Below are 21,099 nucleotides of genomic sequence, written 5' to 3'. Positions count from 1 at the left end.
TGCGAGGCTCAGAAGACACCGCGCGCCTTGGCGAGGTCGACGTTCTTCCGGTGGTCTTCGTTGGTGACCGCGAAGCAGGACAGGCCGTTCTTCTCGCACTTGACGAAGTACAACCACTCGCCGTCCGGCGGCTTGACCGCCGCCTTGATCGCGTCCGGGCTCGGCACCGCGATGGGCGTCGGGGTCAGCCCGGCCATCTTGTAGGTGTTGTACGCCCCGGGCCGCTCCCGGTCGTTGTCGTTGGTCGCCAGCGTCGGCTTGTCCAGCACGTAGTTGACGGTGGAGTCCATCTGCAGCCGCATGTTCTGCGCCAGCCGGTTGTAGATCACCCGCGAGAGCTTGCCGAAGTCGGCCTTCACCGCCTCGCGCTCGATGATCGAGGCGATGATCAGCGTCTGGTACGGCGTCATCCCCGGACCGGTCGACTTCGGGGTCAGCCCGGCGTTCTGGATCGCCTCGGCCGAGCTGTGCACCAGCTGCCCGAGGATCTCCTGCGCGGTGGACCCGGGCTTGACGTCGTAGACGCCGGGCGCGATCAGGCCTTCCAGCCTGCGGTCCTTGCGGTCGGCCTTGTTCGCGGGCTCGATCGCCCAGTCCGGCACACCGAGCTGCTTCAGGTCCGCCGCGTCGACCGCCTTGCGCAGGTCGTCCGCCGAGACGCAGGTGCTCTTGCCGTTGAGCTGCGCGCAGGACGCCTTCGCCATCAGGCTGTACACGCCGGGCGTGACCTTGCCATCGGGCTGGGTGATGTCGTCGAACTGCGTGTACGGCCGGATCTCCAGCTGCCCGACGCGCGCTTCCGGGGTGGTGATCCGGTCGACCGCGCTGGCCCCGGACATGTGCGACTTCATCACGTAAAAGCCGTGCTGGACCCGGGCGAGCTTCGGGTTGCCCTCGCCGGCCTTCACGAACGCCTTGCTGCTGGCGACGACGCCCGCCGTGGTGAGCTTCGCGCCGATCGCCGATGTCGTGTCGCCGTCGTCCACCTGGAACACGACGTCGTCGGTGCCGGCGCCCTCGAAGTCGTCGTAGCCGAAGATCCGGTTGAAGCCGTACCAGGCACCGCCCGCGAGCAGCGCGATCACCGCGATCGCGGCGACCCAGCCGAGGGCGCGCTTGCCCTTCTTCTTCCGCGGCTTCGGCGACTCGTCGTCGTAGTCGTCGTACTCCTCGTCGTACTCCGACTCGTCGTAGTCCGCCTCGTCCTCGTAGTCGTCGTAGTCCGCGTACTCGTCGTCCTCGGCGAAGGGCTCGGGCTCGTCCTGCGGTGCGCGCGGCGGCTCGGCCGGGGGCGGGGGCGCCAGCGCGGGCAGGACGTCGGTGACCGGTTCTTCGCGCACCGGCGGCACCGGCGGGCGGCCGCGCCGCGGCTCGGCGCCGGATTCGGGCACGCCTGCGGAGCGGTCACCCAGCTGGACGGGCCGCCGCGCGGCTGGTTCGGGAGCAGGACGGCGACGCTGCGGCGGCTCGGCCCCCTCGACCGGAACCTGGACCGGGACCGGGACCGCCCGCCGTCGACGTGGCGGTTCGGCGCCCTCCACCGGGTCCGGGGCCGGACGCCGACGCTGCGGCGGCTCGACCGCCTCGACCGGATCCGCGGCCGCCCGGCGCCGGCGCGGGGGTTCGACATCCGCCACCGGATCCGGAGCCTGCCGCCGACGCTGCGGGGGCTCGACCGCCTCCACCGGGTCGGGAGCCTGCCGCCGTCGACGCGGCGGCTCGGCACCCTCCACCGGGTCCGGGGCCGGACGCCGACGCTGCGGCGGTTCGACGCTCTCCACCGGGTCCGGGACCGGACGGCGACGCTGCGGTTCGGCACCCTCCACGGGATCCGCGGGTGCCCGGCGCCGGCGCGGGGGTTCGGCACCGGCGTCCGGTTCGGGAGCCGCGCGACGCCGGCGCGGGGCCGGCGGCTCGATCTCGGAGGCGTCGTCGAGGCCGTGGCGGGCACGGGCGGCTCTGGCCGGGGCCGCCCGCCGCTCCTGCTGGTCGAGTTCGGTGTCGGCCGGGGGCAGGGTCGCCGGCGGCTCGAGGCGGCGGCGGCCGGATTGCGGCGCGTCGCGGCGGGGGTCGTAGGCCGGCGGTTCCGCGGGCCGGGCCCGGCGGGACGGCTGGGGCAGGTCGTACTCGCCGCTGGGTGCCTGGCGGCGCGGCGGCAGCTCGTGCTGCCCGCTGGGCGTGCGCCGCGGTTCCGCCGCACGGGGGTCGCGCGGGTCGACGCGACGCGCGGACCGGGACGGCGGCGGGGTGGCCGCTTCCGGCTCGCGCAATCGCCGACGCCCGCGTGTGGGCTCGGGTGGCTGCTCGTTCATCGGTCTCCCTCCCGGGCGCGGTGCGCAGCGACGGCGTCGATCCAGGCCTGCAGGATCTCGACGGCGGCGGCCTGGTCGACCACCGCACGCTGCTTGCGGCCTTTGACCCCGCGCTGGGAGAGGATGCGGGATGCGGTGACCGTGGTCAGCCGCTCGTCGCCCAGCCGGACCGGCACGGGCGCTATCCGCCCGGCCAGGCGTTCAGAATACGCGATGGCCAGCTCGGCCGCCGGTCCCTGGCGGTTGGCGAGTGTTCTCGGCAGGCCCACGATCACCTCGACCACCTCGTGCTCGGTGACGAGGGCGGCCAGCTGGTCCAGATCACTGTCGTCGGTCGCATCGCGGGAGAGGGTAACCAATGGCGAAGCGAGCACGGGGGCCGGATCGCTCAGCGCCACTCCGACCCGGACGGATCCGACATCCACGCCGAGACGGCGACCCCGGCCCGGATCGCCCACAGCGGGACGGTCCGGGCCGCGGTTTCCGCGGTTAACCAATGCCGGCGATCGCCGCGCGCAGGGCCGTGACCGCGTCGGCCGCGCCGGCCGGGTTCGTGCCACCACCCTGGGCCATGTCGGGCTTGCCGCCGCCACGGCCGCCGATCTTCTCGGCGAACGACGGGACGAGCTTGCCTGCGGCGATGCCCTTCTCCTGGGCCGCCTTGGTCGTCGCGACGACGAAGCTCAGCTTGTCGCCGGCCGGGGAGAACAGCCCCACCACGCCGGGCCGCGAGCCGAGCCGGCCGCGGATGTCCGACGCGAGCGCGCGCAGGCCGTTGCCGTCGACGTCCGGGACGACCTCGGCCACCACCGTGACGCCGTTGATCTCCTGCGCCTTGTCGACCAGCGCGCCCGCCGAGCCCAGCACCTGCTGGGTCTTGAGCTGCGTGATCTCCTTCTCGGCGTTCTTGAGCCGGGTCAGGACGTCCTCGATGCGGCCGGGCAGCTGGTCGGACGGCACCTTGAAGGTGTTCGCCAGCTGCGAGACCAGCAGCTGCTCCTTGCGGACGTACTTCAGCGCGTCCGTGCCGACCAGCGCCTCGACGCGGTGCACGCCCGAGCCGATGGACGCGTCCGAGACCAGCTTGACCAGGCCGAGCTGGCCGATCCGGTCGACGTGCGTGCCACCGCAGAGCTCGCGGGAGTACTCGCCCATGTCGACCACGCGGACGTCGTTGCCGTACTTCTCGCCGAACAGCGCGACCGCGCCCAGCTCGAGGGCCTTGTCCTTGGTCGTGGTGAAGCTCCGCACCTCGACGTTGGTCTGCAGGTAGTCGTTGACCTCCTGCTCGACCTCGGTCAGCACGTCCGTGGACACCGAGCCCGGCGTGGTGAAGTCGAACCGCATGCGGCCCGGCGAGTTCAGCGAGCCCGCCTGCGCCGCGCGCTTGCCGTACGCACCGCGCACGGCCGCGTGCACCAGGTGCGTCGCGGAGTGCGAGCGCTCGATGGACAGCCGGCGGTGCGCGTCGACCGAGCCGGTCAGCTTGGTGTCCAGGCCGACCTCCCCGCCGGTGATCTCGACGCGGTGCACGTACAGCCCCGGCACGATCTTCTGGACGTCCAGGACCTTCAGCTCGACGCCGTCGCCGAGCAGCACCCCGGTGTCGGCGACCTGGCCACCGCTCTCGGCGTAGAACGGCGTCCGGTCGAGGACCAGCTCCGCCTTCTTGCCCGCGGAGACGCTGCGGACCGGCTGCCCGTCTTCGAGCAGCGCGACGACCGTGGCCTCGGCCTGCAGGTCGGTGTAGCCGAGGAACTCGGTCTCGCCGTGCTGCTCCAGGACCTTCCGGTACTCCGAAAGGTCGCCGTGGCCGGTCTTGCGGGCCGCCGCGTCCGCCTTCGCGCGGGTGCGCTGCTCGTTCATGAGCGTGCGGAAGCCGTCCTCGTCGACGGTCAGGCCCTGCTCGGCCGCCATCTCGAGGGTCAGGTCGATCGGGAAGCCGTAGGTGTCGTGCAGCTGGAACGCCTTGTCGCCGGCCAGTACGTCCCCGCCGCCCCGCTTGGTCTCCTCGGCCGCCATGTCGAAGATGCGCGAACCGCTCGTCAGGGTCGAGAGGAACGCCTCCTCTTCGATCCGGACGACCTCGTTGATCCGGTCGAAGCCGGCGACCAGCTCGGGGTACGTCGGGCCCATCGTGTCGCGGACGACCGACGCGAACGCCTGCAGCACCGGCTCGTGCACGCCCAGCAGGCGCGAAGAGCGGACGATGCGGCGCAGGAGGCGGCGCAGCACGTAGCCGCGGCCGTCGTTGCCCGGGGTGACGCCGTCGCCGATCAGCATGACGCCGGTGCGGGCGTGGTCGGCGATGACGCGGAAGCGGACGTCGTCGGCGTGGTCGGCGCCGTAGCGGCGGCCCGAGAACTCCTCGGCGCGGCCGATGACCGGGCGCACGAGGTCGGTCTCGTAGACGTTCTCGACGCCCTGCAGGATCGTCGCGACGCGCTCGACGCCCATGCCGGTGTCGATGTTCTTCTTCGGCAGCACGCCGATCGGCTTGTGGCCCAGCTTCGGGCTCAGGTCGCCGCGGACGTCCTGCATGAAGACGAGGTTCCAGATCTCGATGTAGCGATCCTCGTCCGCGACCGGGCCGCCCTCGCGGCCGTACGCCGGGCCGCGGTCGTAGTAGATCTCCGAGCAGGGGCCGCCGGGACCGGGGACGCCCATGTCCCAGTAGTTGTCCTTGCCGTCGCGCTCCTGGATGCGCTCGCCCGGCAGGCCGGTGAGCTTGCGCCACAGCCCCGCCGCCTCGGCGTCGTCGTTGTAGACGGTCGCCCAGATCCGGTTCGGGTCGAGGCCGAAGCCGCCTTCGCCCTGGGGCTTGGTGATCAGCTCCCAGGCCGCCTCGATGGCGCCTTCCTTGAAGTAGTCGCCGAAGGAGAAGTTGCCGGCCATCTGGAAGAACGTGTTGTGCCGGGTGGTCTTGCCGACCTCGTCGATGTCGGGCGTGCGCACGCACTTCTGCACCGACGTCGCACGCGGGTACGGCGGCGGCGCCTCGCCGAGGAAGTACGGCTTGAACTGGACCATGCCGGCGTTGACGAACAGCAGGTTCGGGTCGTCGAGGATCAGCGGCGCGCTGGGCACGCGGGTGTGGCCCCTGCCCTCGAAATGGCGCAGGAAGCGGTCGGTGATTTCGTGTGTGTCCACGGGTCAGTCCTTGGGCTGGTGGCGAAGAACGGGTTCGGCGGCGACGGCGGAGGGGCTCCCGGGCAGGCCCGGATCAGCCCTCCGCCCGGCGAGCTCGCCGGGCCGGGCGCCGGGCCGCGGCGGCGTGCCGCCCCTCGGCGCGGGGCGCCGTGACGCCCGTCCGCTCCTCGACCATGTCGTGCAGTTCCTGTTCCCGCTCGTTCATGCCCGCGCGCACCTCGGCGCCGAACGAACCCACGGCACCCGCCAGCTCGCGCACGGCGTCTCCCAGGTTCGATGCTAACCCGGCGGGAGTGGCCTGACGAGCCGTTTCGGCGGCCTTGCGGGACAGGACGACGCCGGTGACGACGCCGACGCCGAGCCAGAACAGCCGCTTCATTTGCCGGCCTTCCTCGCGGCCTTCAAGGCGCTCTTCTTCTTGCGCGCCTTGATCGCCTTGTTCAGCCCGTAGGACAGGGCCGCGGTCTTGACCAGCGGGCCGCCCAGGGTCGCGGTGAACACCGACGCCAGCGCGGAGACGTTGCCCGTGACCGCCTGCGCGTTCGCAGTGATCCCGTCGACCCGCTCCAGCTGGGTGTTGACGTGCGTGATCGTCTCGTTCGCGCCGATCAGCAGCGGATCGGTGTTGCTGTTGGTGCGCTCGATCGCCTCGGTGGCCGCGTCCAGCGTCTTGCCGAGCTTGATCAGCGGGATCGCCAGCAGGACGACCAGCACCACGAATGCTCCTGCGGCGATCAACGCGGCGATCTGCCCTGCCGACACGGGCCCTCCTCGGTTCAGGGGTCGGATTGCCGCCTGAGGTTACCGCCTGGCCGGGCGCCCGACCGTGTCACCCCGCCGGGCCCGGAAAACGCGTCGCCCGGGGCCGCGGCCGCGCGGTACACCGGGGCGGTGGAACACGACAGCGGACCCGGGCGCCGGGTCCTTTCCGGACCGGGCGGCCCGGCAGCCGACGTGCTGCGCCCTGCTCGACACGGTGCCGGACGTGCCGGTCCGCCCGTTCCCGGACAGCGAAGAAGGAACGCCTCCTGACCAGCGCCCTGGGCGTGGACCGGCTCGCGACGCTCCTCTAACGCTCTTTCAGCACCGCGCGGTAGAGCGCAGCCATGTCTTCGTCGCCGTGGCCTGCTTCGACCGCCGCCTCCAGGTGGGCCAGCACGGCTTTCGCGCCCGCCACGTCGACGTCGTCGCCCGCCGCGTCCACGACCAGGCGGGCGTCCTTCGCCGCCAGGCCCGCGGGGAACGCCGGCGGGTACTCGCCCGACAGCATCGCGCCGCCCTTGAGGTGCGCGTAGCCGACGTCGAGGCTGCCGCCCGCGATCGTCTCCAGGAACAGGGCCGGGTCCAGGCCGAACGCGCGGGCCAGGCCGAGGCTCTCGGCCGTCGCGTTCGTCAGCGCGAGCACCCACGCGTTCACGACCAGCTTCAGGCGGCTGCCCCGGCCTGCGGGCCCGAGCCACTGCGTCTTCAGCGCGACCGCGTCGAACACCGGCGTGGCGGCCGGGCGGGCCTCCTCCGGCCCGGACGCCAGTACCTGCAGCTGCGCCTGCTCCGCGGGCTGCCGGGTGCCGAGCACCGGAGCGTCGACGAACACCACGCCCGCCCGCTCCGCCAGTCCGGCGAGCCGGTCGGTCCAGTCGAGGCCGACCGTGCTCATCTGCAGCCACAACGTCCCGGAAGCGGGCGAAGCGGCTTCGAACGCCGAAGCGACGGCGGGGCCGTCCGCGAGCATCGTCACGAGGACGTCCGCGCCGTCGGCCGCGGCCGCCGCCGAATCGGCGACCGTGGCGACGTCGGCGAGCGGCTCGGCCTTTTCCCGGGTCCGGTTCCAGACCCGGACCTCGAGGCCCGCCTTGGCGATGTTGGCCGCCATCGGGGCGCCCATGATCCCGGTTCCGAGAAACGCGACAGTCATGCCGCCATCGTGCCGAAGGCGTGGCGCGTCCGCGCGCTCAGTAGTCGCCCAGCAGGCAGAACGGGTGGCCGGCCGGATCGGCGTAGACGCGCCAGCCGCGGCCGCCGAGGTCGGGGTCGAGCAGCCGGCCGCCGTGCGCCAGGACCAGGTGGTGCGACTCGCGGAAGTCGTCGACCTCGAAGTCGAGGTGGAACTGCTGGGGGAAGGCCGGATCGGGCCAGTGCGGCGGCCGGTAGTCGAACGACCGCTGGAAGCCCAGGACGATCCCGTTCACGTGCAGCGTCGACCAGTCCTCGTCGACCCGCCACCGCGGGTCCGGCCGGTCCACCTCGCCGCCGAGCAGCGCCTGGTAGAAGCGGGCGAGCACGACCGGTTCCGGGCAATCCAGGACGATGCACTGCAGCGTCGCGGGCACGGGCACGCCTCCTGCCGTCGCCGGGGCCCTCCCTCGTTCGGGGCCGCCTCAAGCCGCGAAGCTTACGAAACCCGATGATCTTGGCCCCGTCGGCCCGGCCGGTGATCATTCACCCGGCGATTCTTCCGTCCGGTTCACTTTTCCCCGCGGATCGTCCGGCGCAGCTTCGGGACGCGCTCGGCGAGCGTCCGCTCGGCGCCGCGCTGGGTGGGCTCGTAGTAGTCCCGGCCGACCAGCTCGTCCGGCGGGTACTGCTGCGCGAGCACGCCCTCGGGCACGTCGTGCGGGTACCGGTAGCCCTGCGCGTTGCCGAGCTTCTTCGCCCCCGCGTAGTGCCCGTCGCGCAGCGGGGGCGGAACCGCGCCCGCCAGGCCGGCCCGCACGTCCGCCAGTGCCGCGTCGATGCCCTTGATCACCGCGTTGGACTTCGGCGCGGTCGCCAGGTGCACGGTCGCCTGCGCGAGCGCCAGCCTGCCCTCCGGCATGCCGATGAACTGGACCGCGTGCGCGGCCGCGACCGCCGACTGCAGCGCTGTGGGGTCGGCCATCCCGATGTCCTCGCTGGCGTGCACGACCAGCCGCCGCGCGAGGAACCGGGGATCCTCCCCCGCCTCGATCATCCGGGCCAGGTAGTGCAGCGCGGCGTCCACATCGGACCCGCGGATCGACTTGATGAACGCGCTGATCACGTCGTAGTGCTGGTCGCCGTCGCGGTCGTAGCGCACCGCCGCTTTGTCCACAGTGGACTCCACGGTGGCGAGGTCGATGGTCTTCGCGGCGGTGGCCGACGCCGCGTCCGCCGCCGCCTCCAGCGCGGTGAGCGCGCGGCGCGCGTCCCCGCCCGCCAGCCGGACGAGGTGGGCGCGCGCGTCTTCGGTCAGCGTCAGCTCGCCGCCGAGGCCGCGCTCGTCGGCGAGCGCGCGCTCGATCAGCGCCGTGATGTCGGCGTCGGTCAGCGGACGCAGCTGCAGCACGAGCGAGCGCGACAGCAGCGGGGACACGACGGAGAACGACGGGTTCTCGGTCGTCGCCGCGACCAGGAGCACGGTGCGGTCCTCGACCGCGCCGAGCAGCGCGTCCTGCTGGGTCTTGGAGAACCGGTGCACCTCGTCGATGAACAGCACGGTGTTTTCGGCGTTGTACTGGCGCCGCCGCCGCGCCTCCTCGATGACGCCGCGGACCTCCTTGACGCCCGCCGAAAGCGCGGACATCGCGACGAACCGGCGGCCGGTCGCGATCGAGACGAGGTTGGCCAGCGTGGTCTTGCCGGTGCCGGGCGGGCCGTAGAGCAGCACCGACGCCGGCGCGGCCCCCTCGACCAGCCGCCGCAGCGGGGCCCCTTCGCGCAGCAGGTGCTGCTGGCCGACGACCTCCTCGAGCGAGCGCGGGCGCATCCGCACGGCCAGGGGCGAACTGGCCTGGTCGGCCCGCGGTTCGGCCGCGTTCGACGTCGTGCGCTCAGGCGGCGGCGCGATGTCGGCGTTCACGGGATGGGATGCCGACTCCGCGGAGAAGAGTGCGTCGCCGGTGAAAAGCTCGTCCTGTGCCACACCGATGACGTTAACCGACCCCACCGACACAACCGCTTGCCCCGGTCGCCCGGTCGGCGCTACCGTCGTGTTGACTGGTTGACCGGAAGTGCGATTTGCGTCAACCAGTCAAATGCTCAACGAACCCCCAGGTGGACACGCATGAGTCATCCGAACCGCGAGCGCGCCGACCGGATCCTGGACGCGGCGGGCGAGCTGCTGCTGCGCATGGGCTACCGCAAGGTGGCGATCGACGACGTCGCGCGCGCGGTCGGCATCGGCAAGGGCACCGTCTACCTGCACTGGCGCACCAAGGAGCTGGTGTTCCAGGCGCTGATGATGCGGGAGTCGGCGGACCTGACCGACGAGCTGCTGGCCGCGATCAAGGCCGATCCGGCGATGATCCTCCCGCACCGGATGATCCCGGGATCCTTCCTCCTCACCCAGCGCCGTCCGCTGGTGATGGCGATGCTGCGGGGCAACGCCGAAATGTTCGGCTCGCTCGGCGACATCGCCCTGAAGAAGCAGCAGGACGAGCTGAGCAGGCAGTTCGAGCACGTGCTGGGCGGGCACGGCCTGATCCGCGCGGACGTCCCGCACATCAGCTACGCGCTCCACGCCACGACGCTCGGCTTCTACGTCGGCGACACGCTGTCCGACGAGTTCGAGGGCATCCCCGTCGAGGACAAGGCGGCCGCCCTCGCCCACCTGATCCGCACGGCGTTCGAACCGCCCGGGGAGCCCGATCCCGTGGTGGTCGCCGAGGTCGCGGCGGAATTGGGTTCGAAGCTCGAGGAGCTCGTCTCGGGCTTCCGCGACGGGATCTACGCACACGATCCCACCAGGGCACCCGGCTGATCCCGGGGCCACAACGGGGAAAGGGGCGGAAATGACCACCACACTCGCCGACACCTGGGGACTCCACGAGTCCCAGTTCTGGTTGCGGGGGAAGCACCCGGAGAAGCTGCTCGAGTTCTCCGAGGACCTGGGGATGTGGAACGTCTACGGGCACCCGGAGATCGAGGCGATCCTCCGCGACCCGGCGACGTTCTCGTCCGACACCACACGGCTGGTGCCGGCGGACATGATGCCGGACGCCGACACGTCGACGGGCAGCATCCTCCAGCTGGATCCGCCGCTGCACAACAAGATGCGCAAGCTCGTCAGCCGCGCGTTCACGCCGAAGGTGGTGGCGGACCTCGAGCCGAGGATCGCCGCGATCACCCGCGAGCTGCTCGACGCGGTCCCCGCCGGCGACCGGCTGGAGCTGGTGGCCGCACTGGCCTACCCGCTGCCGGTGATCGTGATCGCCGAGCTGCTGGGCGTCCCGGCGAGCGACCGGCACCTGTTCAAGGGGTGGGTGGACAGGATGTTCGAGTCCGCCGACCAGGTTTCGCTGGTGAAGAAGGACGAAAAGCAGGACGCGGCGATCAGGAGATCGTTGGAAGGCCAGCAGGCGCTCACCGACTACCTCGGCGTGCACGTCGACGAGCGGCGGGAGAAGCCGCGTGACGACCTGCTGACGAAACTGGTCGAGGCCGAACTGGACGGTGAACGGCTGTCCCGCGCCGAAGTCGTCGACTTCGCGAACATCCTGCTGCTGGCCGGCCACATCACCACCACGATGCTGCTCGGCAACGCGGTGCTGTGCCTGGACGCGCACCCGGAGTGGGACCAGCGGGTGCGCGCGGACCGCTCGCTCGTGCCGCCGGTGATCGAAGAGTCGCTGCGGTTCTTGACGCCGTTCGCGGCGGTGGCCCGCGTGACCATGCGGGAGGTCGAGATCGGTGGCGTCACCGTGCCGGCCGACCGGATGCTGCTCTGCTGGGTGGCGGCGGCCAACCGCGACGAGCGGGTGTTCCGCGACCCGGGCACGTTCGACCCGCTGCGCGCGGAGAACCCGCACCTGGCGTTCGGCCGGGGGATCCACTTCTGCCTCGGCGCGCCGCTCGCTCGCCTGGAAGGCCGGGTGGCGCTGAACATCCTGTTCGACCGCTACCCGGTGTTGCGCACGATCCGGGGTGAGCCGCCGAAGTTCCAGGTCAACCCGAACATGACGGGGGTGCGGGAGCTACCGCTGACCACGGTCTAGCGTGTCTGCGCCCTGGGCGAACGCTCTTGCCCGGGGCGCCTCCCGTGCTCGAGGGTGGGCCGATGCAGGTGGAGCGGCTGCAGGCGCCCCGCGCACCGACACCGAGATCGTGCTCGTCGACAGCCCACCGGAGCGCTGGGCGGAGGTGTTCGACGGCGTGACGGCGCACACCGTACGGAACCAGGGGCGCGCACTGGGCCCTGCTCGGCGACGGCGTCCGGCTGCGGCGCACGGAGTACGACGCCGAGGCGGCGTTGCGGTGTTCACCGGCCCCGGAACGAGGTCCACATGATCACCGCTGCGTGAGGCAGGAATTCCCGTCCGCGCCGCCAAAGCCACGGGATTCCCTTCAGCACCAGCCATCCCAGATGTCCCGTGGCGCTCGGCGGGGCCCCGCCGCCGCAGGTGAGGCTCACCGGTTCCGGCACGGCGAACCCGGCTTCGGCGAGAAGCCCGGTGAAGCCGCTCGCCAGCATCCGGTGGCCCAGCTCGGACGGGTGCAGCCGGTCCACGCTCCACGACGTCAGGTCGTACGCGCCGGGGAGCCGGGCGAGGTCGAGGCAAGGCACGCCTTCGCGGGCGACGACCTCGTCGATGGCCGCGTTCAGTTCGGCGACGCGGGCGCTCAGGGCGCGCTTCAGCGACGGCGGGAGGCGGAACACCTCGCTGTGGTCGTGGAAGCGGACGGGCAGCACGGTGGTCCCGATCTCGCCGAGGCGGCGGATCACCTCGGCGAGATCGGCGGCGACGCGGGCGGCGTCGAAGTCCGGGCGAAGGGTGTCGTTCATGCCGGCCACCAGCAGCGCCACGTCGGGCCGGTGGGCCAGCGCGGCGGGCACCTGTGCGGTGAGCACGCACCGCATCCGGGCCCCGGCGAACGCGGGATTGAGGTAGCCGCCGGCCTCGACGCCGAGCGCGGCGGCGACGAGCGGGCCGACGCCGCGCCAGCCGCCCCGCCGGGGCAGGGGATCACCGAGGCCGACGGCGGTGGAGTCGCCGAGCACGGCCAGCCGCCGCGCCCGCTTGCGTGGCGGGACCGCCGCCGACGGGGGCAGGGCCGGTTCGGGAGTGACATCGACGCTCATCACGGTCACGCCCACGACCATCGGCCACGCAGGCTCACACCCGGTGAGGACGAGGTGACGCGCCCGCGACAGCGCGCCTAATTCTTGACGCGCGCCTGGTGACGCCCGCTCCCGGGCGTCGCCACGACGGTCGCCCGCCGCGGCCGGGCGGTCCGGCTCATTGGACGCGCCCCGCACCGCGGCCGGGAGGGCCCGGTTCAGCGGAAGGCGGGGTAGAACGCCAGGTCGGCGTGGGGCCCCAGCCGGGCCGCCAGCGCCGCCGCCACCCGGGCCGCGAACTCCGAAACCGCCGTCATCCGGACGTACCCGGCGTGCTTGGCCAGGTCGCGCCACCAGGTCACGAACGCCGCCTCGCGGCTGACCGGGGCCGCCTGGCGGGACAGGTTCAGCGAACCCAGTTCCTCGCCCGTGATCAGCCAGACCCGCAGCAGCTCGCTGCACGTCAGGTGCGTGGTGAGGACTTCGTCGTCGGCGAAGGCGGGCCACACGCCCACCACCTCCGCGCGCCAGGCCGCGATCATCGCCTCGCTCATCCCGGCCGGCAGGGCGAGCGCGTCCGGCCAGCTCGCGAACGGCAACCGCAGGTGGGCCGCGTCGACCAGGGCCGAGCGGACGCAGCCGTTCTCGAAGTCGAGGAACCGGACGCCCTGGCCGGTGACCAGGTTGTTCTCCGGGCTCAGCTCGACCGGGCTGAACGCACGGAAGCCCGCCGCGCGCGACTGCTCGAGCGCCGCCGCCACCTGCGCGCGCACTTCGCCGGGCACCGCGATGCCGAGCCGCTTCCGGATCAGCGAAGGCACCTGCCCGCACAGTTCGTCGACGCCGCCGGAGTCGCTCTTCGCCGGGCCGCCGAGGCGGCGCAGCAGCGCGTTGAAATCCGCTTCCCGATCGGCGGTGCTCGCGTGCAGCCGGCCGAGTGACCGGGCCCAGGACAGCAGGGCGCGCTCGGCCGCGCGGGAATCGCGGGCGTAGAGCTTGTCCTCCAGCGTCGGCGTGCGGCCGAGGTCCTCCAGCACCAGCACGCGGGCGGGGCCGTCGTGGGCCACCAGCTCCGGGCACATCCGCTCGTCCGGCGCGAGCGCGGTGAACAGCTGGTAGCTGACCGCCTCCTGGGCGAACGGGTCGGCGCCGGACTCCGGCCGGTCCGGGTAGTGCTTGATGACCAGCGTGCGGGGCAGCGCGAACGACGACACCACCCGCGCCCGGACCACCGTGGCCGGCCCGCTGCCCGCGAGGTCCTCGGGCGCGACCAAGGTGATCGCACTGCCGAACCGGCGCGAGAGTACGGACTCGCCCGCCGCGACCGCCGCGGCGACAGCGAGCTGCTCGGCTCCTGCCCCGACTCCAGCGTCGCCGGCGGAGGAGGTGTCCACTGTCATTGTCACCGACCCTACTCGTGACTGAGCAACCATGACTACTGACATCCGGACAAGAAGGTGCATCCCGTCCGGACCCGGATCACCCCCGTGAAAGCGGACGCATCCCCACCGGTGAACGTTGCCCATTCCGGCGCACGATCAACACAATGGCCGCTGCTGCAACGATTCCGAGAAGGTTGACGAGCAGCTGCCCGACGGACTGGAGACACCGGCTCCACTCCCCCGCCACGGCCGCGACGACCGCGTAGCCCGCGGCCGGCACCGTCGTCACGGAGATGAACACGCCCACCAGCGCGGCGGATTTCGCCGACGTCATGGCGAGCATCCCGGCGGCGCCGGCGAGCATCGCCACGACGAGCGACGGCGCCCCGACGGAGAAGACGAAGTCGACTTCGTTGTGCTGCTGCAGCTCGAACGCCTTCTCGCCGAAGACGTCGGTCGCGCGGACCAGCAGCGCGCCACCCAGCGTGACCACCATGGCCAGCGGGAAGCCGGCGCCGAGCGCGGCCGCGGCCTGCCGGATCAGCTGCCGGTGCCGGAGCACCAGGCCGACGGCGAGCGCGGCCAGCGGTCCGAACTCCGGCCCGACGACCATCGCGCCGACGATCGTCACCGAGGAGTCGGTGAGCACGCCGACGGCCGCGAGCAGGCAGGCGATGGTGAGGAACGCCAGGAACGTCACGTTCAGCCGCGACTCCTCACCCGTGCGGCCGATCAGCTCCTGCCACACGACCGCGTCGGCCGCCTCGCCCGGCGCCTTCTCTTCCGCCTGGTCGGCGGCGTCGGACAACGCGGTGTCGAGCGATTCGAGCGTGATGCCGCCGGTGTGGTCGAGGTCGAGCGCGCACAGCGCGTCGACGATCTCGTCCGTCGCCTCGCGCGCGATGTCGGCCTCGACCAGGTCTCCCGCGGGCTCCACGGCGGCGCCGCGGTGCACGATGAGGTGGGCGGTGCCGGCGTGGGCCCGCAGGATGTCGAGCGCCTCGGCGGTCTTGTCCGGCGGGCACACGGCCCTGAGGTGCAGCACTAGTTCTGCGGGGCGGCGGCAGGCTTCGCGTCGATCCCGGCTTCCTTGCGCTGCTGCGCGGTGATCGGCGCGGGCGCTGCGGTCAGCGGGTCGTACCCGCCGCCCGTCTTCGGGAACGCGATCACGTCACGCAGCGAGTCGGCCTTGGCCAGCAGCATCACGATGCGGTCCCAGCCGAACGCGATGCCGCCGTGCGGCGGCGGGCCGAAGGCGAAGGCGTCGAGGAGGAAGCCGAACTTCTCCTGCGCCTCCTCCTCGCCGAGGCCCATCAGGCTGAAGACGCGCTTCTGGACGTCGCCGCGGTGGATACGGATCGAGCCGCCGCCGATCTCGTTGCCGTTGCAGACGATGTCGTAGGCGTAGGCGAGCGCGTTGCCCGGGTCCTGCTCGAACTTGTCGATCCACTCCGGCGTCGGGGAGGTGAACGCGTGGTGCACCGCGGTCCACTTGCCGGAGCCGACGGCGACGTCGTCACCGATGTCCTCGACCGGCGCGAACAGCGGCGCGTCGACGACCCACACGAACGACCAGGCGTTTTCGTCGATCAGGCCGAGCCGCTTGCCGATCTCGTCGCGCGCGGCGCCGAGCAGCGGCTGCGTGCTCGCGGCCTTGCCGGCGGCGAAGAAGATGCAGTCGCCGGCCTGGGCGCCCGCCGCGGCGGCGACGTTCTCGCGCTCGGTCTCGGACAGGTTCTTCGCGACCGGGCCGCCGAGGGTGCCGTCTTCGTTCACGAGGATGTACGCGAGGCCGCGCGCGCCGCGCTGCTTCGCCCACTCCTGCCACGCGTCGAGCTGGCGCCGCGGCTGGCTCGCGCCGCCGGCCATCACGACCGCGCCGACGTAGGGCGCCTGGAACACGCGGAACGGCGTGTCGGCGAAGAACTCCGTCAGGTCGGTGATCTCGAGGTCGAAGCGCAGGTCCGGCTTGTCCGAGCCGTACCTGGCCATCGCGTCGTGGTAGGTGATGCGCGGGATGGGCCGCGGGATCTCGTGCCCGATCAGCTTCCACAGCGCGGAGACGATGTCCTCGCCGAGCTTGATGACGTCGTCCTGCTCGACGAAGCTCATCTCGATGTCGAGCTGGGTGAACTCGGGCTGCCGGTCGGCGCGGAAGTCTTCGTCCCGGTAGCAGCGCGCGATCTGGTAGTACCGCTCCATGCCGCCGACCATGAGCAGCTGCTTGAACAGCTGCGGCGACTGCGGCAGGGCGTACCAGGAGCCGGGCTTGAGCCGGGCGGGCACCAGGAAGTCGCGCGCGCCTTCGGGGGTGGAGCGGGTCATCGTCGGGGTCTCGATCTCGACGAAGTCCTGGGCGTGCAGCACCTCGCGCGCGGCGCGGCTGACCTCGCTGCGCAGGCGCATGGCCGCGGCCGGGCCGCTGCGGCGCAGGTCGAGGTAGCGGTGCTTGAGCCGGATCTCTTCGCCGACGTCGACCCGGTCGTCGATCGGGAACGGCAGCGGCGCGGACTCGGACAGCACGTCGAGTTCGGTCGCGAGGACCTCGATCTCCCCGGTGGGGATCTCGGCGTTCGCGTTGCCCTCGGGCCGCTGCGCGACCTCGCCGACGATCTTGACGCAGAATTCGGAGCGGAGAGCGTGCGCGCGCTCGGCCATCTCGCCTTCGCGGAAGACGACCTGGGCCACGCCGCTGGCGTCGCGGAGGTCGATGAAGATGACGCCGCCGTGATCGCGCCGCCGGGCCACCCATCCGGTGAGGGTGACGGTCTGTCCGGCCTGTCCGGCACGCAGGGTGCCGGCTTGGTGAGTGCGGAGCACTGCGACTGCTCTCCTTCGACATGGGTGGTTCTCGCCGCCTGAAAGGCTAACGAACCACCCAGCGCTTTCGGGGGTCCGGGTGGCGGAGGCCCCCGGCTCGGGGCGAAGCCCCGGTGTTCCAGCCTACGACGTCGGCAGGCTCGCCCGGCGACCCGGCCCCGGGGCTTTCCCGGGAAAGCCCCGGGCTGCGGGGGTCAGAGGACGTACCGGGGCCGGGCCTCCAACGCGGCCACCAGCCGGTGCGCCTGGGCCAGGTAGGCCGCCACCCGGTAGATCCGGCCGCCGGGGTTCGCCACCAGCCAGCTCGCCGCCGCGGCCGCGGACGCGAAGAACGGCTGACCCGCGCACGCCATCGCGTCGACGTGCTCGAGCCCGAACCCGAGGTCGACCGCCGCGACCACCGCCGAGGGCGGGTCGACCTGGAGGATTCCGTGGGACATCAGATCGATGCGGATGTGCGTGCCGGTGACCGGGCAGATCGCCGCCGCGTGGACGCGCTCGCCGGTCGCGATGGCCAGCAGGAACATGTCGACCGTGCCGTCGGGGCCGGCGCCGAGGGTGCCCTCGGCCGGCTCGAGGCGGTGGTGGGCGCCGCGGGGAGCCGGGCCGGTCGACACCAGGTCGCGGTGCAGCGTGAAGCCGATCAGCTCGACCAGGCGCCGGGCCTCGGCAGGCGGCACGCCGACCGTCGCGGCCAGCCGGTCGACGCCGACCGGGTGCCGGCCGGCCCGGGTCAGCTTCAGCGCGGCCCAGGCGAGCCGGGCGGCCGCGACGCGGTCGGTCTGCGAGGTCGTCACCGTCCGCTCCTTCCGGAATCCATCCCTTCGACGTTAGGCGCCGGTGACACCGGACTACAACGACACGATCGGACATTTTGGTGCAAGCCGAAGACATCGGGCCGGGATTACCGCGAACGGCGCAGCGCGTCACCCGGTCAGTCCACAAGGGACCATCAGAGCAGGCGCAGCTGCTCCGCGGGGGTGACCGAGGGCGCCGCCGGTTCGGGCCCGCGCAGGTCGAAGCCGGGCTTGCGCTCCAAGCCGTACCGCCGCAGCAGCGGCCCGACCCGCTCCGCGAGCCCCTCCCGGTAGGCCTTCCGCACGTAACTGCCCCGCGCGTACAGCTCCCGGTACTTCGGGACGAGCTCCGGGTGCTCGCCCGCCAGCCACCGGCCGAACCACTCGCGCGCCCCCGGCCGCAGGTGCAGCGCGAACGCCGTGACGCTCGTCGCGCCGACGTCGGCGAGCTGCGCGAACAGCGCGTCCAGTGCCTCCTCGGAGTCGGTGAGCCACGGCAGCACGGGCGCCACCAGCACCGAGCACGGCAACCCGGCCTCCCGGGCCTTGCGGACCAGCTCCAGCCGCGCCCGCGGGCTCGGCGTGCCGGGCTCGAGCCGGTGCTGCAGCTCTTCGTCGAGCAGCGCGATCGACACCGCGAGCCCCACCGGCACGTCCTGGGCCACGTCCCGCAGCAGCGGCAGGTCCCTGGCCAGGACCGTGCCCTTCGTCAGCACCGACAGCGGCGTTCCCGAGCGAGCCAGCGCCGTGATGATCCCCGGCATCAGCCGGTAGCGGCCCTCGGCCCGCTGGTAGGGATCGGTGTTGGTGCCCATCGCGACCGGTTCGCGCCGCCATGACGGCTTCTTCAGCTGCGCGGTCAGCACCTGCGGGGCGTTGATCTTGACGACGACCTGGGTGTCGAAGTCACGGCCCGCGTCGAAGTCGAGGTAGGTGTGGGTGTTCCGGGCGAAGCAGTTGTGCGACACCATGCCGTCGGCCACGAAGTCGCCGGTGCCGGTGGTGATGTCGAACAGCGGCAGCTGCAGGCCCAGCGGCTCGATCGCCTCCACGCGGCGCCGGCTCGCGCCGATCACCGCGCCGTCGAGGGACCGCTTCCACGCCACGGCGGGGTTGCTGACGTGCAGGAACCGCAGCGCTTCGCCGACGCCGCCGAGCAGCCGGATCTCCTGGCGCGTCGGGAACTTCGGCACCTCGTCGAGCTGGTGGGAAAAGCCGAAGCGGGCGAGCGCGGCGGCGAAGGCGTCGGCGATCTCGGGCTCGTCGTGCGCCACCGCGAGGACACCGCGGCCGTAGCCGCCCGCGAGGTCGAAGACGCCGGCGAGGAAGCCGCGCTGCCAGTGCGCGTCCGGGTCCGGTGGCACCTTGAGGAACCCGACCGACGCCCCGAAGTCGGGCAGGTAACGCAGGGCGCGCGTGGCGGCGTCCGGCTCGGCGGCGAACCCGCCGGAGCGCAGCATCCCGCACAGGTAGCCGGCCCGGTAGCCGAGCGTCTCGTCGGGCGTCGGCTCGAATCGGCCGACGCCGATCAGCTCGGTGCCGGGCTCCAGGTGCGGCCGCTGGGCGGCGCCGAACTTGCTGCCGGTGACGTGCTTCCAGCCCTTCGCCGTGAGGAACCGGTGATCGCCGCCGGCGACGAGCCGGGTGCCGTCTTCGAGGGTCACCCGGTACGCGGCGCGCAGGGTCGTCCAGTGCGCGAGCACCCGGGTGGGCACCAGCCGCCGGGACGCGCCGTAGCCGCGGGTGCCGTAGATCTCGTCGCCGACCTTCAGCTCGGACAGCGCCTCGGTCCGGCCGTCCGCCAGCAGGATCCGGGTGCCGCCCTCGAGGCAGTACGTGCAGGCGTGCGAACAGCCGCGGTACGGGTTCACCGTCCAGCCGAAGGGCACGCCGGAGCCGGCGGGCACCTTGTTCAGCACCGACCGCGCCTGCACCTCGTGAAAGGTGACGCCGTCGAATTCCGGTGACCGCACCGATCGCACCAGGCCCTCCAGCCCGGGCAGTGCCGGTTCACCCTCCCCTGTCCGCTGCCGATCCCATCGCACGGCGTCAGTCGAACATATGTTCTAGACGGGTGTCAAACCGGTTCGGGACAAGCGGATCACGTGGTGCTGGTGGTGTTCTTGTGACCGGTGGGCCTGGCCCGGTGCGTCCGGCGGGGCGGCGGCGCGCACCCGGCACGCCGGTTCAGGACGAGAAGCGCTCCAAGGCCCGGATCTTGTTGGTCGCGTCCAGCGCCGCCACCTTGTACGCCTCCGAAAGCGTCGGGTAGTTGAACACCGCGTCGACGAGGTAGTCCACCGTGCCGCCGCAGCCCATCACCGCCTGTCCGATGTGGACGAGGTCGGTCGCGCCCGTGCCGAACACGTGGACGCCCAGCAGCTTGCGGTCCGCCGTGGACACCAGGAGCTTGAGCATGCCGTAGCTGTCGCCGGTGATCTGGCCGCGGGCCAGCTCCCGGTAGCGGGCGATGCCGACCTCGTACGGCACCGACGACGACGTCAGCTGGGCCTCGGTCGCGCCGACGTAGGAGATCTCCGGGATCGTGTAGATGCCGATCGGCTGCAGCGCGCCCAGCTCGCGCGCCGGCTCGCCGAACGCGTGGTACGCCGCGAGCCTGCCCTGGTCCATCGACGTCGCCGCCAGCGCCGGGAAGCCGATCACGTCGCCGACCGCGTAGATGTGCGGCACCTGGGTGCGGTAGTTCTCGTCGACCACGAGCCTGCCGCGCTCGTCCGCGGCCAGGCCGGCCGCCTCCAGGGCGAGCGCGCCGGTCATGCCCTGGCGGCCGGCCGAGTACATCACGCCGTCGGCCGGGATGCGCTTGCCGCTGACCAGCGTCGTGATGGTCGATTGGTCGGACACCGCCACGTCCGCGACCTTCTCGCCGAAGCGGAACGTGACGCCGAGGTCGCGCAGCTGGAACTTGAGCGACTCGACGATCTCCGGGTCGCAGAAGTCGAGCATGTGCTCGCGCTGCTCGACCACGGTGACCCGCGAGCCGAGCGCGGCGAACATCGACGCGTATTCGATCCCGATCACCCCGGCGCCCACCACGACCAGCGACGACGGGATCTGCTCGAGCCGCAGGATCTCGTCGGAGTCGAGCACGCGGGCGGCGTCGAAGTCGACGTGCGCCGGCCGCGCGGGCTTGGTCCCGGTGGCGATCACGATGTGGTCGGCCGACAGCGTCCGCCGGTCGCCGCGGTGGCGGCCGTCGACGAGGACGGTGTGCGGGTCGGCGAAGGAGGCGGTGCCGTCGACCAGGTCGATGTGGTTGCGCATCAGCTGCGCGCGCACGACCTGGACCTCGCGCCCGACGACGTGCTGGGTGCGCGCGAGCAGGTCGGCGATGGTGATGTCCTGCTTGACCCGGTAGCTCGCGCCGTACAGCTCGCGCTGGTTCATGCCGGTCAGGTAGAGCACCGCTTCGCGCAGCGTCTTGGACGGGATCGTGCCGGTGTTGACGCACACCCCGCCGACCATGTCGTGCCGGTCGACGACCGCCACCCGCTTGCCGAGCTTCGCCGCGGCGATCGCGGCTTTCTGTCCGCCGGGGCCCGAACCGATGACGATGAGGTCGTACTCGTGTTCGCTCACGACGTCGAGCCTGCGCACCCTGC

Annotated in this window: 17 protein-coding genes; 2 read left to right on the top strand and 15 right to left on the bottom strand. The window is 72.2% G+C overall.

The genetic code is table 11. The annotated features are described in order from the left end of the window. Positions 1–8: 8 nt before the first annotated feature. The 8 genes from mltG to AB0F15_RS08610 form a co-directional block, all read right to left on the bottom strand. Positions 9–2,312 (bottom strand): endolytic transglycosylase MltG, encoded by a 2,304-nt coding sequence (mltG, locus tag AB0F15_RS08645; protein ID WP_360267315.1) that lies wholly within the window; start codon positions 2,310–2,312, stop codon positions 9–11. Beyond that, a complete protein-coding gene (gene ruvX, locus AB0F15_RS08640; protein ID WP_360267312.1) occupies positions 2,309–2,770 on the bottom strand; it encodes a Holliday junction resolvase RuvX in 462 nt (153 codons plus the stop codon). The genes mltG and ruvX overlap by 4 nt, the downstream gene beginning before the upstream one ends. Before the next feature lie 31 nt (positions 2,771–2,801). Further along, positions 2,802–5,462, bottom strand: a complete 2,661-nt coding sequence (alaS, locus tag AB0F15_RS08635) for an alanine--tRNA ligase (RefSeq protein WP_360267309.1) — start codon at positions 5,460–5,462, stop codon at positions 2,802–2,804. A gap of 73 nt (positions 5,463–5,535) precedes the next feature. Beyond that, positions 5,536–5,841 carry a hypothetical protein gene (locus AB0F15_RS08630; RefSeq protein ID WP_360267306.1) on the bottom strand — a complete coding sequence of 102 codons (306 nt, stop codon included), beginning with the start codon at positions 5,839–5,841 and terminating at the stop codon, positions 5,536–5,538. Beyond that, the gene (locus AB0F15_RS08625) at positions 5,838–6,224 is read right to left on the bottom strand and encodes a DUF948 domain-containing protein (protein ID WP_360267303.1); all 387 of its coding nucleotides are present in this window, start codon (positions 6,222–6,224) and stop codon (positions 5,838–5,840) included. Before AB0F15_RS08625 ends, AB0F15_RS08630 begins: the two co-directional genes overlap by 4 nt. Positions 6,225–6,531: 307 nt before the next feature. Continuing rightward, the gene (locus tag AB0F15_RS08620; protein ID WP_360267300.1) at positions 6,532–7,377 is read right to left on the bottom strand and encodes an NAD(P)-dependent oxidoreductase; all 846 of its coding nucleotides are present in this window, start codon (positions 7,375–7,377) and stop codon (positions 6,532–6,534) included. Positions 7,378–7,414: 37 nt separating this feature from the next. Beyond that, entirely contained in the window at positions 7,415–7,792 is a 378-nt protein-coding gene (locus tag AB0F15_RS08615; protein ID WP_360267298.1) for a VOC family protein, read from the bottom strand. Positions 7,793–7,926: 134 nt separating this feature from the next. After that, positions 7,927–9,279: a replication-associated recombination protein A gene (locus tag AB0F15_RS08610; RefSeq protein WP_360267882.1), complete on the bottom strand. Its 1,353-nt coding sequence runs from the start codon at positions 9,277–9,279 to the stop codon at positions 7,927–7,929. Between the two features lie 204 nt (positions 9,280–9,483). On the opposite strand from AB0F15_RS08610, the gene AB0F15_RS08605 reads away from it, so the two are divergent. Both AB0F15_RS08605 and AB0F15_RS08600 read left to right on the top strand, forming a co-directional pair. Next, positions 9,484–10,179: a TetR/AcrR family transcriptional regulator gene (locus AB0F15_RS08605; protein ID WP_360267296.1), complete on the top strand. Its 696-nt coding sequence runs from the start codon at positions 9,484–9,486 to the stop codon at positions 10,177–10,179. A gap of 31 nt (positions 10,180–10,210) precedes the next feature. Beyond that, entirely contained in the window at positions 10,211–11,413 is a 1,203-nt protein-coding gene (locus tag AB0F15_RS08600; protein WP_360267294.1) for a cytochrome P450, read from the top strand. Between the two features lie 263 nt (positions 11,414–11,676). Here the strand turns inward: AB0F15_RS08600 and AB0F15_RS08595 are convergent, their stop codons facing one another. The 7 genes from AB0F15_RS08595 to sthA form a co-directional block, all read right to left on the bottom strand. Continuing rightward, entirely contained in the window at positions 11,677–12,519 is an 843-nt protein-coding gene (locus AB0F15_RS08595; RefSeq protein WP_360267291.1) for an SGNH/GDSL hydrolase family protein, read from the bottom strand. Between the two features lie 176 nt (positions 12,520–12,695). Next, positions 12,696–13,877, bottom strand: a complete 1,182-nt coding sequence (locus AB0F15_RS08590; protein ID WP_360267289.1) for a phosphotransferase — start codon at positions 13,875–13,877, stop codon at positions 12,696–12,698. A gap of 79 nt (positions 13,878–13,956) precedes the next feature. Further along, positions 13,957–14,904 (bottom strand): DUF389 domain-containing protein, encoded by a 948-nt coding sequence (locus AB0F15_RS08585; RefSeq protein ID WP_360267286.1) that lies wholly within the window; start codon positions 14,902–14,904, stop codon positions 13,957–13,959. Then, entirely contained in the window at positions 14,904–16,679 is a 1,776-nt protein-coding gene (gene aspS, locus AB0F15_RS08580; protein WP_360267284.1) for an aspartate--tRNA ligase, read from the bottom strand. Before aspS ends, AB0F15_RS08585 begins: the two co-directional genes overlap by 1 nt. Positions 16,680–16,873: 194 nt before the next feature. After that, the gene (gene merB / locus AB0F15_RS08575) at positions 16,874–17,476 is read right to left on the bottom strand and encodes an organomercurial lyase (protein ID WP_360267281.1); all 603 of its coding nucleotides are present in this window, start codon (positions 17,474–17,476) and stop codon (positions 16,874–16,876) included. A 155-nt stretch (positions 17,477–17,631) separates the two neighbouring features. Then, a complete protein-coding gene (locus tag AB0F15_RS08570) occupies positions 17,632–19,521 on the bottom strand; it encodes an intein-containing Rv2578c family radical SAM protein (RefSeq protein WP_360267279.1) in 1,890 nt (629 codons plus the stop codon). A 142-nt stretch (positions 19,522–19,663) separates the two neighbouring features. After that, on the bottom strand, positions 19,664–21,076 hold the full coding sequence (gene sthA, locus AB0F15_RS08565; protein WP_360267277.1) for a Si-specific NAD(P)(+) transhydrogenase: 1,413 nt from the start codon (positions 21,074–21,076) through the stop codon (positions 19,664–19,666). Between the last annotated feature and the right edge of the window lie 23 nt (positions 21,077–21,099).

Origin of the sequence: Amycolatopsis sp. NPDC026612 (assembly GCF_040638285.1) — a bacterium.
In the GTDB taxonomy this organism is placed as follows: Bacteria; Actinomycetota; Actinomycetes; order Mycobacteriales; family Pseudonocardiaceae; genus Amycolatopsis.
The sequence above is the reverse complement of the archived record's forward strand: the minus strand, read 5'-3'. Positions and strand labels throughout refer to the sequence as shown.

What these genes read in the sequence shown, in the direction of transcription:
- AB0F15_RS08620 (WP_360267300.1), bottom strand. Translation starts at nt 7,377, where the DNA reads ATGACTGTCGCGTTTCTCGGAACCGGGATCATGGGCGCCCCGATGGCG.
- AB0F15_RS08595 (WP_360267291.1), bottom strand. Translation starts at nt 12,519, where the DNA reads ATGGTCGTGGGCGTGACCGTGATGAGCGTCGATGTCACTCCCGAACCG.
- AB0F15_RS08600 (WP_360267294.1), top strand. Translation starts at nt 10,211, where the DNA reads ATGACCACCACACTCGCCGACACCTGGGGACTCCACGAGTCCCAGTTC.
- AB0F15_RS08630 (WP_360267306.1), bottom strand. Translation starts at nt 5,841, where the DNA reads ATGAAGCGGCTGTTCTGGCTCGGCGTCGGCGTCGTCACCGGCGTCGTC.
- AB0F15_RS08590 (WP_360267289.1), bottom strand. Translation starts at nt 13,877, where the DNA reads ATGACAGTGGACACCTCCTCCGCCGGCGACGCTGGAGTCGGGGCAGGA.
- mltG (WP_360267315.1), bottom strand. Translation starts at nt 2,312, where the DNA reads ATGAACGAGCAGCCACCCGAGCCCACACGCGGGCGTCGGCGATTGCGC.
- AB0F15_RS08605 (WP_360267296.1), top strand. Translation starts at nt 9,484, where the DNA reads ATGAGTCATCCGAACCGCGAGCGCGCCGACCGGATCCTGGACGCGGCG.